This is a genomic window from Acinetobacter sp. P8-3-8 (assembly GCF_000214135.1).
Taxonomy (GTDB): domain Bacteria; phylum Pseudomonadota; class Gammaproteobacteria; order Pseudomonadales; family Moraxellaceae; genus Acinetobacter.
Genome location: NZ_AFIE01000006.1, coordinates 30919 through 45073 on the forward strand (window position 1 = coordinate 30919; position 14155 = coordinate 45073).

Below are 14155 nucleotides of genomic sequence, written 5' to 3' on the forward strand. Positions count from 1 at the left end.
TGTGATGAACGTTGTTAATCTAAAATCGCTTTTATAACATAAACAATTAGGCGAAATGGATAAGTGATCAGATTGAAAAAACCTGTAATTAACCAATCATCAAATAAAAAAATATCCCAACTGTCAGATATGCGACTTTTTCGCCCTTGTGCATAAGGTGCAATAAAGTAAGTAAGTATAAAAAATATAACCATCAAAATCAGTAAAATATAATGCGTCATTCCAGTCACAAAGAAACTGATACCAGAAGCAAAACCTGCAATAAAACACAAGATGGCTAAAAAGCGGCGGGTATAATAATAATCTGGAGAGTTTGACATATTGGATACTATTCTTATTTTATGCACGGATTGTATATCGACTTTTTACTGCTATTCATCCATTTTTTCAAGTGAGTCCAATATTTAACAATGGCTTTTTGCTATTTTCCTTATGCATTTATTTTAAAAATCATATTTACATAAGCACATAAACAATCATTTTAAACAAGCCATGAATTATTACCAAATGGAATAATTATAAAAATGATTTTCTATATGTCCATTTATTCAACAATAAATTTTAAAGTTATTCACTTTTACCCACAAATTCTGTGGATAAACCTGTGTTTATCCACAATTCAAAATAGATTATGTCGAAAAGTTAATCTTCTGGATATTCAAAACGGTAACCTACACCATAAACCGCTTGCACCCATTCATGGCGATTTCCTGTTTCCGCTGCCTCTGATATTTTACGTCTTAAGTTCTTGATATGACTATCAATAACACGGTCAGCAACATCAAAACTATCCGGGTTAATATGGTCTAAAAGTTGCGCACGAGAATAGACTTGGCCTAAATGTTCGAGGAAAAGCTCTAATAAGCGGAATTCAGTTGGCGTTAAATTCAACGACTTTTGTTGATACCAGATTCGTTGTTGTGCTTTATCAATGCGGAATAAGTCATTATTTTCAGGTTCAGCTTTGCGCTCTAAACGGCGCAGTACCGCTTGAACACGAGCAACCAATTCTTTTGGACTGAATGGTTTACACACATAATCATCTGCCCCCATATTTAAGCCCAGAACACGATCAATCTCTTCAGTACGTGCAGTTACCATAATAATCGGTAGATCTGTCTGTTCACGTACTTTACGGCAAATGGTGAGACCATCCATACGCGGAACCATCAAGTCTAAGACCATTAAGCTCGGTTTACGCTGTAAAAAGCTATCATATGCGTCCTGACCATCATGGAACATACTCACTTCAAAGCCTGCGGCTTCAAGATAATCTCGTACCAATTGCGCAAGTTCAACTTCATCTTCTACCAGCATGATATGTTTCATGTTGTGCTTTTCCTTTTAACTCTTTGTATGTTTTGAAAATGTCAGTTTGCAACGCAAACCACCTAAAGGTGAATGATCAAACGTGAGTTGACCACCTAAAGCCTGTGCAATTTTACCTGATAATGCTAAACCTAAACCTGTACCACCAGTGCTACGGGTTCGTGAGTCATCTACACGATAAAAACGTTCACCTAAACGTGCAATTTGTTCATCGGTTAAACCAAATGGGCTATCGTCAACAATCACACTCCACGAGTGTTCATCTTGTTCAGTATGCACTCGAACCTCACCATCCGCTTCAGTATAACGAATACTATTGCCCAACAAGTTGACCATAATTTGCTTAAAACGATCTATATCTAATTGTAATTTTGCACCTTGACCAGATGCTGAGATCGATAAATTTGCCTGTTCAAATTTAGGTTTAAAATTTTCAATCTCTTGTAAAACCACAGTCCATGGGTCAATTTCAGCAAAATAGCATTTCAATTGCTGTGCCTCAGCTTGTGCTAAATCGGCAAGATCCTGTGTTAATTTTTTCAAACTGGTGACCTGTCTGAGCATCGCATCGAAATGTTCAGGTGTAGGCTTACGAATCCCATCTTGCATGGCTTCAATTTGAGCTTGTAGTACAGCCAAAGGTGTTTTTAACTCATGTGAAGTATCCGCAACCCATTGACGGCGTGAGGTTTCATGCTGATCCAAGATCGTTGCAAGTTGATTAATTTCTGTTGATAAATCACCTAATTCATCATTACGTTTAATCATGACTTGATGTTGAAAATTACCTTTGGTCAATTCACGGGTAGCATTTAATAAGCGTTGAATCGGTTGTTTAAAATAAGTTGCCAATAACAATGCTGCAACTAAACTGCTTAAAAAGCTTAGAATATAAATTAATACTAAATAACGTTTTTGATTACTAAAGAAATTGATACTCAGTGCATCATCCTGATCTAAAACTGGTTTTAATCCGAGATAACCGACAATTTTGTCATTCACCAAAATCGGTCGATAAGACACCTGATCATCGGAAGGTTCACCCAATACGAATTGATGTTTAACGTCGTACAAAGACAGACGTGAACTTAAACCCAAACGATCTGGCATAGAAATGAAACGTTTCTTTCCATCTTTTTGCTCAGCAGATACCATCGTTGAGCTTTTATTCTTAGCATTTTTATCAGGTGGCTTAAACATGCTCTGATTTGAACTTAATGGAAATTTTAACCCTTCGAATGGCTGATACGCAGAAGGAAGGTTTTCTTCTAAAATTTTTAATTCAGCTTGATCAATCTGCTTTTTAGCTGGCGCTCCCATATCCTGCGCTACAGGATTAAGCATGGTATGTTCTTTAAAATAGCGTTGTTGCAAGGCAATATCGTACTGACGACGTAACCACCAGCGTGATAATTTATCATAATCATCAGGTGCAGCCTGCCCTTCAATTTGAAGAATTTGCGCTTGAACTGCATTGCCCCAGTCGTGATAAACACCATAAACATCTGCCAAATTTTCAATCAAATGATCGAGTTTTTGCATTTCTACATCTGCAACATATTTGGCAAAGTTTTTTTGCATCGTCCAATGTAAAACGCTCAAACTGACTGTGGTAATTAACAACGTGGTTAATAACACGGTCAGAAAGAGACGCAGTGCAATGGGGACTCGGCGTATTTTCAAAACAGATCTCTCATTTTTCTTCTCATTTCAACATTGTACTCAACACTCGCTCAAAATACTCTCCATTGTTTCTACATCATTATTATTTAATCTTTAACGCATAGACAGCATCTACAAAAATCTTGGAGAAATACAATGAAAGCAATGACAAAAATCGCTTTGGTGACAGCAAGTCTTTTAAGCATGGGGGCATTAACTGCCTGTCAATCGACTCAAGGTCCTAAAGAAGAACATCAAGGTCGTATGATGGGTGGTCATCACCACGATCATAAAAAAATGTCACCTGAAGAGCGTGAGCAAATGAAACAAATGCGTGCGCAACATAAAGAAATGCGTAAGCAAATGAAAAACGCTTGTGACGGCAAAACCATTGGACAAGCTGTTCAAGTAAAAGCGGGTGATAAAACCATAGATGGCACATGTAATATCGTATTCAAAGCAGATCGCAAAACAAAAGACGAAATGAAAAGTCGCTTTGGTCAGGATAAAGAACATCGCATGATGCGTCACGATGGTTCACGTATGAAAGATATGACTGAAGAACAACGTGCTCAAATTCAACAACAATTTGAACAAAAGCGTGCTGAACGTAAAGCGCAATGGGACGCTGTACAAAAAGCGTGTGTAGGACAGCCTGCGGATAAAGCGATCCAAGTAAAATTAGGTGACAAACTTTTAGACGGTAAATGTGTTGTGAAATTCCAACCACAATTCAAAGCAGACGGCAAAATACCAACTGTAGCGCCTATGCCACCAAAAGCTTAATCTCATATTTTCTTACAAAGGTGCTTTTTAGCACCTTTTTTATTGGACATATATTTTTACGATTTTGACTATGTGTGCGCTTATTTTTTCCTTAAAACTGTTTACACTCAAAGCACTTACAATATTCAAGCTATTTTTCTTTGACTTTACAGTCACAGAGAATTAACCATCAAATACTTGTACGTGACTACAAGATGTAGCACGATGTAATAGAGCAAGTATGTGTCACCGAAGACACGCATCGTATTTATTAGGATTATAAATCTGGTCTAACCAGTATTGAGGAAACCGATATGCCACAATACAAAGCACCCTTACGTGATATGCAATTCGTTTTGCATGAATTATTAAATGCTGAAGAACATTACGCAAAACTCCCTGCATACAAAGATGTCGTAAGCCGTGAATTGGTCGATCAATACTTAGAAGCTGGTGCTGATTTCTGCGAAAATGAATTATCTCCACTGAACCAAGTGGGCGACCGTGAAGGTTGTACATGGAATGACGGTGTTGTAACGACACCTACAGGCTTTAAAGCAGCCTATGACAAATATGTAGAATTAGGCTTCCCATCTTTATCTGTTGCTGAAGAACATGGTGGTCAAGGCTTACCAGGTTCATTAGGTACAGCTATTTCTGAAATGGTTGGTGCTGCGAACTGGGCTTGGGGTATGTATCCTGGTCTTTCTCATGGTGCGGTACGTACCATTGAGCATCACGGTTCTGCTGAACAAAAAGCGCTTTATTTACCGAAACTTGTTTCAGGTGAATGGACAGGTACCATGTGTTTAACAGAATCTCATGCAGGTTCTGACTTAGGTATTATCCGTACTAAAGCTGAACCAAATGCTGATGGTAGCTTTGCAATCTCTGGCGAGAAAATCTTTATCTCTGCTGGTGAACACGACATGGCGGATAACATTATCCACATCGTTCTTGCACGTTTACCGGGTGCGCCAAAAGGTACTAAAGGTATTTCTTTATTCATCGTACCTAAATTCAACGTAAATGCTGACGGTTCTATTTCAGACCGTAATGGCGTACGTTGTGGTTCGATTGAACACAAAATGGGTATCCACGGTAACTCAACATGTGTAATCAACTTTGATCGTGCTAAAGGTTTCTTGATCGGACCTGAGAACAAAGGTTTACATGCAATGTTCACGTTCATGAACACTGCACGTATTGGTACTGCTGTTCAAGGTTTGACTGCTTCTGAAGCATCTTTCCAAGGCGCGCTTGCATATGCAAAAGATCGTTTAGCAATGCGTTCACTTTCTGGCCCTAAAGCACCAGAGAAAGAAGCTGATCCAATTATTGTTCACCCTGCTGTACGTAACATGCTTATGACTCAAAAAGCATTTGCTGAAGGTGGTCGTGCACTTGTTTACTTCTTGTCTCAATATGCAGATGTTGTTGAGCAAGGTGCAACTGAAGAAGAACGTAAATCAGCGGACAACATGTTGTCACTTCTTACACCAATCGCTAAAGCATTCTTAACTGAAACTGGTTCAGAATCTGCGAAACACGGTGTTCAAGTGTTCGGTGGTCACGGCTTTATTTCTGAGCACGGTATGGAGCAAATTGTACGTGATACACGTATCTCTTGCTTATACGAAGGTACAACTGAAATTCAAGCACTTGATTTGTTAGGTCGTAAAGTCCTTCAAACTCAAGGCGCAATGTTGAAAGACTTCACAAAAGTTATTCATAAATTTGTAGAGTCAAACAAAGACAATGCGGACATGAAAGCATTTGTTGAACCACTTGCTGCTCTAAACAAAGAGTGGGGCGATTTGACGATGCAAATTGGTATGCGAGCAATGCAAAACCCTGATGAAGTGGGTGCTGCAGCTGTAGATTACCTATACTTCTCTGGTTATGTAACACTTGCATACCTATGGGCTCGTATGGCACTTGTTGCTCAGCAAAAACTTGCTGAAGGCACTACAGATGCTGCTTTCTACAACGCTAAACTTAAAACAGCAAACTTCTACTTCAAGAAAATCTTACCGCGCGTACGTTCACATGTAGACGTGATCGCTGGTGGTTTAGATCCATTGATGGCATTAGATGCTGAAGATTTTGCTTTCTAAGATTAGATTTTAGTCAGTAATATTAAAAAACTGTACCCTTGAGTGCAGAAATTGAGAAAGGACAGTCATAGCTTTGATTGTCCTTTTTCTTTATAAATAGAACATCCTTTGTCTTTGGTCATCTAACAACTTTCACAATGGTTGCTTAAACTGACCTCGTACTACAGATTCAAACAAAATCAGGTGAACCAACATGCCAATTTATAATGCACCACTTGCAGATATGAAATTCATTCTTAATGATGTATTTAATGCAGAGCAATTCTGGCAATCGAATGAAAACCTAGCGCACATTGATGCTGCTACGGCTGAAGCGATTCTTGAAGAAATGGCTAAATTCTCTCAAAACGTTACCCTTCCATTAAACCGTAGTGGTGATGAAGAAGGTGCTCATTTTGAAAATGGCGCTGTGACGACACCTGCTGGTTTTAAAGAAGCATTCAAACAATATGCTGAAGGCGGCTGGATCGGTCTAGGTGCAGACGAAGAATGGGGCGGTCAAGGCATGCCTAAAATGCTGACTGTACTTGCTGACGAAATGTTATTTGCAACTAACCCATCATTTATGCTCTACCCGCTACTTTCTGTAGGCGCAGGTATGGCGTTAAACAGTTATGCGTCACAAGAACAAAAAGAGACTTATTTACCTAAAATCTATTCAGGTGAATGGTCTGGAACGATGTGTCTTACTGAACCACATGCAGGTACAGATTTAGGCATTATCAAAACCAAAGCTGAACGTAACGAAGATGGTACTTATAATATTACAGGTACTAAAATCTTCATCACTGGTGGCGACCATGATCTTGCTGAAAACATTATCCACCTTGTTTTAGCAAAAACACCTGATGCACCTGCGGGCTCACGTGGTATCTCATTATTCATCGTACCTAAATTCATGGTTAATGCGGATGGTTCATTAGGTGAACGTAATGCTGCTGGTCCTGGTTCAATTGAACATAAAATGGGCATCAAAGCATCTGCAACATGTGTAATGAACTTTGATGCTGCCAAAGGTTTCCTTGTTGGTAAAGAAAACGAAGGCTTAGCAGCAATGTTCGTGATGATGAACTATGAACGTTTATCTATGGGTATCCAAGGTCTTGGCGCTTCTGAATATGCATACCAAAATGCTGCACAATATGCGACTGATCGTTTACAAGGTCGTAGCGCTTCTGGTGTTCAATCGCCAAACAAACCTGCGGATAGCATCTTAGTTCATGGTGATGTGCGTCGTATGTTATTAAACGCACGTGCTAACAATGAAGCATCTCGTGCATTTGCAGTGTATGTCGGTCAGCAATTAGACATTACTAAATTCTCAACTGATCCTGAAGCTGTTGCTAAAGCCAATAACCGTGTTGCATTACTTACACCTATCGCAAAAGCATATTTAACTGATACTGCTTTCAATGCAGCGATTGATGCACAAATGGTATTTGGTGGTCACGGTTATATTCGTGAATGGGGTATGGAACAGTGTGTACGTGATTTACGTATTGCACAGATCTATGAAGGCACCAACGGTGTTCAATCTCAAGATTTAATCGGTCGTAAAACGATTAAATGTAATGGTGAATTTATTGCTGAATATATTTCAGAAATTCGTGATTTTGCCAATGGTTTAGACACTGACCTTAACTTCATTAAAGATGCGACTTTAGACGTTGCAACTGAAGTGGACATGATCACTCAACACGTTTTAGAACGTGCTAAAGAAAATGTTGAGTTCTCAAATGCTGCGGCTGTTGATTACTTACATGCTGTAGGCTTATTAAGCTTCGCTTATATGTTTGCACGTATTGCCAATGCTGCACAGTCTAAAGATGGTCAATTCTATCAAGACAAATTGGCACTTACACATTTCTTCATTCAACGTATCTTGCCTGATTTACATGCACGTATTGCAAAAATCAAAGCAGGTTCAGAAGTGATTATGAATTTCAGCGAAGATTACTTTACAACTCAAGCTTAATCTTTGATGTTGAAAAAACGCCTGATCATCAGGCGTTTTTTTATGGCTTAAGCGAATATTTTTGAATAGATTCAGCCATTTCAGGGTTTGTATTTTCTAAAGCTTTTGCAATATTTGTCGCATCAACCTGAGATTTATTTTGACTGACTTTAAATTTTCCAATGATCGATTCGATTTCAATTTCAATCGCAACAATTTTCTCTAATTGCGCTTCAATAAAGTCTGCTGGCGCATCCCCCATTTTCCATGGAGTTTTTTGATTTTCTTCATGAATTCTAGTCAATCGTGCCAAAATACCACGTAGATATTTCTCATCCTCTATTTTTCGAATCGTTCCTTGAACATGCACTACACGATAATTCCACGTCGGTACAACACGATGATGTTCTTGCTTTCCTTCATACCAACTTGGTGAAATATACGCTTGATCAGCGTGAAAAATTACATAAGCAGACAAAGGTTGATTGATCATGTCTGTTAATGGATTGGATTTAGCAATATGTCCTTTCAATATACCCAACTCACCATGTAAATGATCTAATTCAAAAGGAATATGATTGGCTTCAATCACACCATCATGAATTACCATAAGACTTCCTAATGGATTCTTTAAAATTAAATCAAATAATTCAGAATGATTTTCTTGTTTAAAATGAGTCGGTAGATACATCGTTCTTCCTAAAAAATTCCATCAATCACTTTTAACATAGCATCAATAAAGATCAAAAACAGTTTTCACAATTCTTCATTTTTCAGTCATGTGCATGAAACTTGCATAGTTTTTACTGGCTTTAAAATGAGAGAAATGGAGGCTGTTATGCATAAAGACCCGCGTATAGAGAAAGTTGAAAACCTCCTTGATAAGTTTGGCAACATTGCTGTCGAAGCCTTTCACTATGTCGCCTTATTTATTATCGGTTGTATGATTGCTTGGTCTGCGGTACATACCATCATAGAAATATTAACCGTAAAACAATATGCGAGTATTGACGATATTTTATTGCTTTTCATTTATTTAGAATTGGGTGCTATGGTTGGAATTTACTTTAAAACCAATCATATGCCAGTACGCTTTTTAATTTATATTGCAATTACAGCACTAACTCGGCTATTGATTTCAGATATTCAACATGACCATAAAGCGGATATAGACCTGATTATTATCACAGGTTCAGTGTTGATTTTAGCGATAGCCATTTTGATTGTTCGCTATGCCTCTTGGACATATCCATCGGTCATTCGAGATAAACATACTGAACAAACTTTGCCTCATGGCAAAACGCCACGTCCTGAAGATGACGAATTGGCTTAATATTCTTCATCCACATCCTTCTCTGACCAAGAGCAGGATGTGGATGAGTGAACAAAAACTCAAATTTAGAATAATTTTTTGAATCAATATTGATATGAATAAATCACTTAGCGATCATTCGGTATTTGTAAATAACGCCCATTTTCATAAATCCAATGCATACCTACTTGTGGAGCAGGTAATCCATAACGTCGCCAATCACTGATCAAGGTATATTCTGAACTAGAAATACTGCCACCCTGCCCATTCACATAACCATAGCTGTCTGAATGATATTCAGTTTGCGTTGGAAATTGATGATTATAAATAATGGTTACACCATTTTGTGGTGGATAAATAGGATAAGGGCGGTTTGGATAGCCTTGATTTGGATAATGAGGATAACCTTGGTTCGGATAATTTGGATAATGTGGGTACGGACGATGATACTGCGGTGGTCGAACAGGAATCTCCTGTGACATTGGGCGCCCGTATTGATCTTGATATTTATACGTTGTTGTTGGGTATCGCTTCTGTGGTCGCTCCACACTGCGGTAATTGCCCCAGTCTTTACCATCCGCATAAGCGGCAATAGTCGCTCCTGAAAGCATCAATGCCAACGCACTTAAACCGAGTACTTGTTTCATCTCTACCTCCAAACGCTTACTGTCTATCTCGTAATTATTTTAACGCCTAATTCAAGACAAATAATGGATAAATGATAGGCAAATTTTAACCTCACCCCTATGTTTATACAGCAAGTCGAGTCAATTCTGTGATCAATCTGATAAGATATAATTTTAATCTGATGAGTGCTGTATTGTGGCTGAACTGAGTTTTGACCGTTTACATCAATTCTTTTGCAAAGTGCCAAGTGTGCAAGAAAGCTTTATTGATAGCTATGGCTCAGATGGCAAACAAGCATGGTGGTTTAAATTTCAAATTAATATTGAACATCCTTTGGCTTGGCAAACTGTGCAAGAGCTTGGACATGTGCTGAATTATATTTCTAAAAATGAACGTTTGCCGACGCAATTTTTACCTGTTTCCCCACCACCGTATATGAATGGTGAAGCTAAACAATTTCTAGCTTGGGTTATTCAATGCAATCACGTAGATTTTCCGCCAGACGTGGTGTGTGATTGGTTAGAGGCACGTTTACCTCAACCTGTTGAAGATGAAAGTCAGTGGAAAATTAAAACAGATTTGCATGAATTGGATAATATTTCTGATAAAGATTTGGATCAGATGATTCCACCGAATCCTGAACCATAAAACTTGGACGATTAAATCAATAAAAACCCTTCTTTTTAAAGAAGGGTCTATCCATTCCTCATATTAAATTAAAGAGAGATTCGACATTAGAATGTCGACAAACCACTCCATTCCATAAAACGATATAAGCCATATTTCAACTTAGAATCATCCGCATATTGAGCATAATCCACACTCATTTGGCGTCCATTTAAGTTTGACCAAGCTGAGTTAAAATATTGTTCCGCATCCATAAAGACTTGTTGCTGTGGTTTACCAACAACTCTTAAATCAGTTTCTAAATTATAATTTTTCAAATTACGTGCGGTAAAATTCGCTGAACCCAAAATCATTTCCGCAGATTGTGTATTGCGTTTAATGATCATTTTGCTATGACACTGCTCACCCTGCGTATTACACCAACGAACATCGATACCTGCATCGTGTAATTCTGAAGCCACTTGACGATTTGGAATACCATTCTTTTGACGACCAAACGCATCCTTATTGGGATCGAGTAAAATACGCAATTTTGCACCACGTTGCTTGGCAGCAAGCAGTTCTTTAATAATTTTTCGCTCTGACAAATAGAACATCGCTAAATTAATTTGATCATTGGCTTTTGCGGTTTCAAGCATTTTCAAAACTGCTTTATAAATTGCAGCTTCTGTCAGTACCTGAACTTGTGGATCATTTGGATTTTCAGGTAATTTTCCAACGACGACAAAAGGTGTATCACCACCTGACATATGTGCCACTGGTTGTTCAGATTTCAAAATATCAACCGCTGTTGCACCATCGACCATCAATGCAATATTGGAGTGACGTGAACTACCATCATGCGGATTGGCTGAAGTGACAATCGCTTTCCAGCCTTGATCTGTATCTACAACTATGGTTTTACGATGATTGGCTTTAAAATTAAATAGATTTAAATAACTGCGAATGGTGATCGGTTGTTTGCCAAAAGGATTGCTTAACCACCCTTTTTCAGCATTGTTACCAATATTCTGACAGCACAAATACCAAAATCCAGACCATGTCGGATTTGAAGCACGTAACGGTGTTAAATTGGTTTCAATCACATCAATACCATTTTGACGTAATTCACGATACTGATCAGGTGCAATGCCACCATATACCGAATTGATTGGATCGGTAATGAATTTAATTTCTAAAGTCGGATTCACCACTTTTTGGTTAATCAATGCTTGGGTTAATTGTTCTGTGAGCGCGCGATGTTGCAGCTTGGAATCACCGACCTCTTTGTTAAATAAAAACATATCAATCACAATGGTGGTTTTGGCTTCTTTAATCAATTGTAGAACTTGATCGAAGATATGCTGATCTAAATGTTGTCTGCCTTGCGCATCTATATAGGTTTGATCTGCAATGAATTTCACGTTGCTATGTTGAAGCTTCCCCGTAAAATCTAATCCTTGAGGCATGGGTTTATAAGTATGGTATATCGCTGAAGATAAATAACCCAAAGCCAATACACCCACAATAATGCCAAAATAGCGCCGTGGCGACCAACTAAGTTTGTTGTGAATTTTATTAAAGATACGCATAAGAAAAGACCTAATCCAATACACTCAGACTAGGTCTAATCTCTTTATTTTTCAATGATGATTTCGTGAATAAACGCAACCAAACTAGAATTTATAATCAACACCAAATACAAAATTGCGTCCCATTTGAGGGATATTGGATAAGAATGAACTATGTTCATATACCGTTTCATCTAACAAGTTATTCGCGCTCAAGTAAACTTTGGCTTCTTGCTTATCTGTAATTGGGTATTTATACGCAATTCCAAGATTCACCATGTTATAGCCTTGGGTTTCCGTTTCATACGCTGCAAATTTATCTTGATTAAACACATGCGAATATTCTGCCGAACCTGACCAATGATCATCAAAATCTGCATTGATTCGTGTCCCTAAACGCCCGGCTGGAACACGTGGCGCATTTTCATTGTCAATTTTTCCACGTACATAATCACCAAATAAACTTGCTTTGTAGACATCATTCAATTGATAAGCAACTTCGGCTTCTGTGCCATAAAATTTCGCACTGTCTTGTGAATATTGAATTAAGCGGAAATTTTCATACTGATCTAAAGTTCTAGCATAAATATAATTATCGAACCAATTGTGATACAGATGCACGTGGTAACTGAGTTTGTCACCCTCATAATGCAATCCCAACTCTACATTATTGGATTTTTCTTTATCTAATTGATCATTACCTAACTCATACGTATTTGTCGCATAATGCTTTCCATCTGCATAGAGCTCTTGCGCTAAAGGTAAACGTTCTTGATGGGAACCAAGCAATGATAATTTATAGTTTGGCGCAAACTCCCAATTGACTGCACCTGAATAAGAAAATGCATTGCCATCAAAATCTTTCTGCGTAGAATCAACATCAATGTTCTGATGATCTAAACGTGAACCAAGTTCAAAATGGAAATCTTTCCATTGACGATGTTCCAAAGCAAATAGGCTATATTTTTGGGTTTTATTCGGTGCAAGCACCGCTTCTTCACCTGTAATATCGAGTTTTTGCTGACTGGCTTGAATGCCTATCACGCCTTCCCACTGAGCTACTGGACTGTGCACCAACTCGACGCGACCTTCATAACCTTTGCTTTTAAAGGTCGTCATAGCTTCGCTACCTTCAATTTCATCATGCTGATAGTCGGTATAGCTTGCTTGAGCGCGTAACTTTTTAAATCCTACAAAAGGATCGTTTAATTCAGAACGAAAATCATAACGTTCTGTTTTCATATCAATCCATGGGCCACTTTCATGATCGTGAGCTGCATGATCATCCTCATTTTCGTGCTCATGATCATCATGTCCGCCACAATGCAAATGATCACCATGTAAATGGCATGATTCATATTCATGGCTATGCCCCGGCAAACCATACTGGTCTTGACGATGACTATAAGAAAGCCCAGCAAAACCACGCTCACCAATCCAAGACAAACCGAGATTAATATTTTCAGATTCGGAGAATGTATTGTCTACACGACGTTGTTTAGTGGTGTGAGCATGATCGCCATGATCTTCGGTTACACTATAGTTAGGGCTAATATAATCATTTGCATCACGTTTTAATCCCTCTACACGTAATGCAACATTTGAACCCAAAGCAACCGTTGCACCTGCATGTGCAAGTTTTTCATCATTTCCAGTGTTATAGCGAATCCCTACATTACCGTCATAACCCTGTTCTGGCATTTCTGTCGGAATTTTTGTATCAATGACATTGACCAAACCACCGACTGATCCAGCGCCATAAAGTAATGTAGATGGGCCACGAATCACTTCTATTTTTTGCGCGAGTTGAGGGTCTACAGTCACTGCATGATCTGGTGATAAGCTTGAAACATCCATCGTTTCAGTTGCATTTTGTGTGACTTTAACTCGTGCACCTTCTTGCCCACGAATCACAGGGCGGCTCGATCCAGCACCAAAAGTATTTGAATATACACCTAGTTCATCTTTTAGCGCTTCACCTAAAGTCGTACCACCTTGCTGCAATTTTTCACGTGAAACAGTTTGGTCTGCAACAGCAAAGTCAGCACTTGAAGCAACCAGTGGATGCCCCACTACCCTTATCGTTTCTAATTGCTGAACAGGCTGTTCAGCTGTATTGCTAATACTCGTATCTGCCCAAGTTAAAGTAGAAAAAATGGTTGAAATAGAAAGTGTCAGAGCACTTTTTGTAAAAGTCATGTACTGGCTCTCA

The 14155-nt window shown here is 38.5% G+C and carries 12 protein-coding genes; 5 read left to right on the forward strand and 7 right to left on the reverse strand.

Annotated features, from left to right (window positions below):
• Nucleotides 1-14: 14 nt before the first annotated feature.
• The 3 genes from GGG_RS0104485 to baeS form a co-directional block, all read right to left on the reverse strand.
• On the reverse strand, nucleotides 15-320 hold the full coding sequence (locus tag GGG_RS0104485) for a hypothetical protein (protein ID WP_010112619.1): 306 nt from the start codon (nucleotides 318-320) through the stop codon (nucleotides 15-17).
• Between the two features lie 322 nt (nucleotides 321-642).
• Nucleotides 643-1329, reverse strand: coding sequence for a response regulator (locus GGG_RS0104490; RefSeq protein ID WP_010112620.1), 687 nt, complete (start codon nucleotides 1327-1329; stop codon nucleotides 643-645).
• Nucleotides 1330-1344: 15 nt separating this feature from the next.
• Complete coding sequence (gene baeS / locus GGG_RS0104495) at nucleotides 1345-3012, reverse strand: sensor histidine kinase efflux regulator BaeS (protein WP_010112621.1); 1668 nt, start codon at nucleotides 3010-3012, stop codon at nucleotides 1345-1347.
• 135 nt (nucleotides 3013-3147) lie between these two features.
• Between baeS and GGG_RS0104500 the strand changes: the two genes are divergently transcribed.
• From GGG_RS0104500 to GGG_RS0104510, 3 genes are all read left to right on the forward strand, one after another.
• A complete protein-coding gene (locus GGG_RS0104500) occupies nucleotides 3148-3777 on the forward strand; it encodes a hypothetical protein (protein WP_010112622.1) in 630 nt (209 codons plus the stop codon).
• 293 nt (nucleotides 3778-4070) lie between these two features.
• Nucleotides 4071-5873 carry an acyl-CoA dehydrogenase C-terminal domain-containing protein gene (locus GGG_RS0104505; protein WP_010112624.1) on the forward strand — a complete coding sequence of 601 codons (1803 nt, stop codon included), beginning with the start codon at nucleotides 4071-4073 and terminating at the stop codon, nucleotides 5871-5873.
• 193 nt (nucleotides 5874-6066) lie between these two features.
• Nucleotides 6067-7848 (forward strand): acyl-CoA dehydrogenase C-terminal domain-containing protein, encoded by a 1782-nt coding sequence (locus tag GGG_RS0104510; RefSeq protein WP_010112626.1) that lies wholly within the window; start codon nucleotides 6067-6069, stop codon nucleotides 7846-7848.
• 40 nt (nucleotides 7849-7888) lie between these two features.
• Here the strand turns inward: GGG_RS0104510 and GGG_RS0104515 are convergent, their stop codons facing one another.
• Nucleotides 7889-8518, reverse strand: coding sequence for an FMN-binding negative transcriptional regulator (locus GGG_RS0104515; RefSeq protein ID WP_010112628.1), 630 nt, complete (start codon nucleotides 8516-8518; stop codon nucleotides 7889-7891).
• A gap of 147 nt (nucleotides 8519-8665) precedes the next feature.
• Between GGG_RS0104515 and GGG_RS0104520 the strand changes: the two genes are divergently transcribed.
• Complete coding sequence (locus tag GGG_RS0104520; RefSeq protein WP_010112630.1) at nucleotides 8666-9160, forward strand: phosphate-starvation-inducible protein PsiE; 495 nt, start codon at nucleotides 8666-8668, stop codon at nucleotides 9158-9160.
• Nucleotides 9161-9267: 107 nt separating this feature from the next.
• Here GGG_RS0104520 and GGG_RS0104525 read toward each other — a convergent pair whose 3' ends face one another.
• The gene (locus tag GGG_RS0104525) at nucleotides 9268-9786 is read right to left on the reverse strand and encodes an RcnB family protein (protein WP_029574446.1); all 519 of its coding nucleotides are present in this window, start codon (nucleotides 9784-9786) and stop codon (nucleotides 9268-9270) included.
• Between the two features lie 175 nt (nucleotides 9787-9961).
• On the opposite strand from GGG_RS0104525, the gene GGG_RS0104530 reads away from it, so the two are divergent.
• Complete coding sequence (locus tag GGG_RS0104530; protein ID WP_010112634.1) at nucleotides 9962-10414, forward strand: hypothetical protein; 453 nt, start codon at nucleotides 9962-9964, stop codon at nucleotides 10412-10414.
• Between the two features lie 86 nt (nucleotides 10415-10500).
• Here GGG_RS0104530 and GGG_RS0104535 read toward each other — a convergent pair whose 3' ends face one another.
• Nucleotides 10501-11964, reverse strand: a complete 1464-nt coding sequence (locus GGG_RS0104535) for a phospholipase D family protein (protein ID WP_010112636.1) — start codon at nucleotides 11962-11964, stop codon at nucleotides 10501-10503.
• 84 nt (nucleotides 11965-12048) lie between these two features.
• Nucleotides 12049-14142, reverse strand: a complete 2094-nt coding sequence (znuD, locus tag GGG_RS0104540; RefSeq protein ID WP_010112637.1) for a zinc piracy TonB-dependent receptor ZnuD — start codon at nucleotides 14140-14142, stop codon at nucleotides 12049-12051.
• Nucleotides 14143-14155: the final 13 nt, after the last annotated feature.

Coding starts and splice junctions, on each gene's coding strand:
- GGG_RS0104505 (WP_010112624.1), top strand. CDS start 4,071: ATGCCACAATACAAAGCACCCTTACGTGATATGCAATTCGTTTTGCAT.
- GGG_RS0104535 (WP_010112636.1), bottom strand. CDS start 11,964: ATGCGTATCTTTAATAAAATTCACAACAAACTTAGTTGGTCGCCACGG.
- GGG_RS0104515 (WP_010112628.1), bottom strand. CDS start 8,518: ATGTATCTACCGACTCATTTTAAACAAGAAAATCATTCTGAATTATTT.
- GGG_RS0104525 (WP_029574446.1), bottom strand. CDS start 9,786: ATGAAACAAGTACTCGGTTTAAGTGCGTTGGCATTGATGCTTTCAGGA.
- znuD (WP_010112637.1), bottom strand. CDS start 14,142: ATGACTTTTACAAAAAGTGCTCTGACACTTTCTATTTCAACCATTTTT.
- GGG_RS0104510 (WP_010112626.1), top strand. CDS start 6,067: ATGCCAATTTATAATGCACCACTTGCAGATATGAAATTCATTCTTAAT.
- GGG_RS0104520 (WP_010112630.1), top strand. CDS start 8,666: ATGCATAAAGACCCGCGTATAGAGAAAGTTGAAAACCTCCTTGATAAG.
- GGG_RS0104490 (WP_010112620.1), bottom strand. CDS start 1,329: ATGAAACATATCATGCTGGTAGAAGATGAAGTTGAACTTGCGCAATTG.
- GGG_RS0104500 (WP_010112622.1), top strand. CDS start 3,148: ATGAAAGCAATGACAAAAATCGCTTTGGTGACAGCAAGTCTTTTAAGC.
- GGG_RS0104485 (WP_010112619.1), bottom strand. CDS start 320: ATGTCAAACTCTCCAGATTATTATTATACCCGCCGCTTTTTAGCCATC.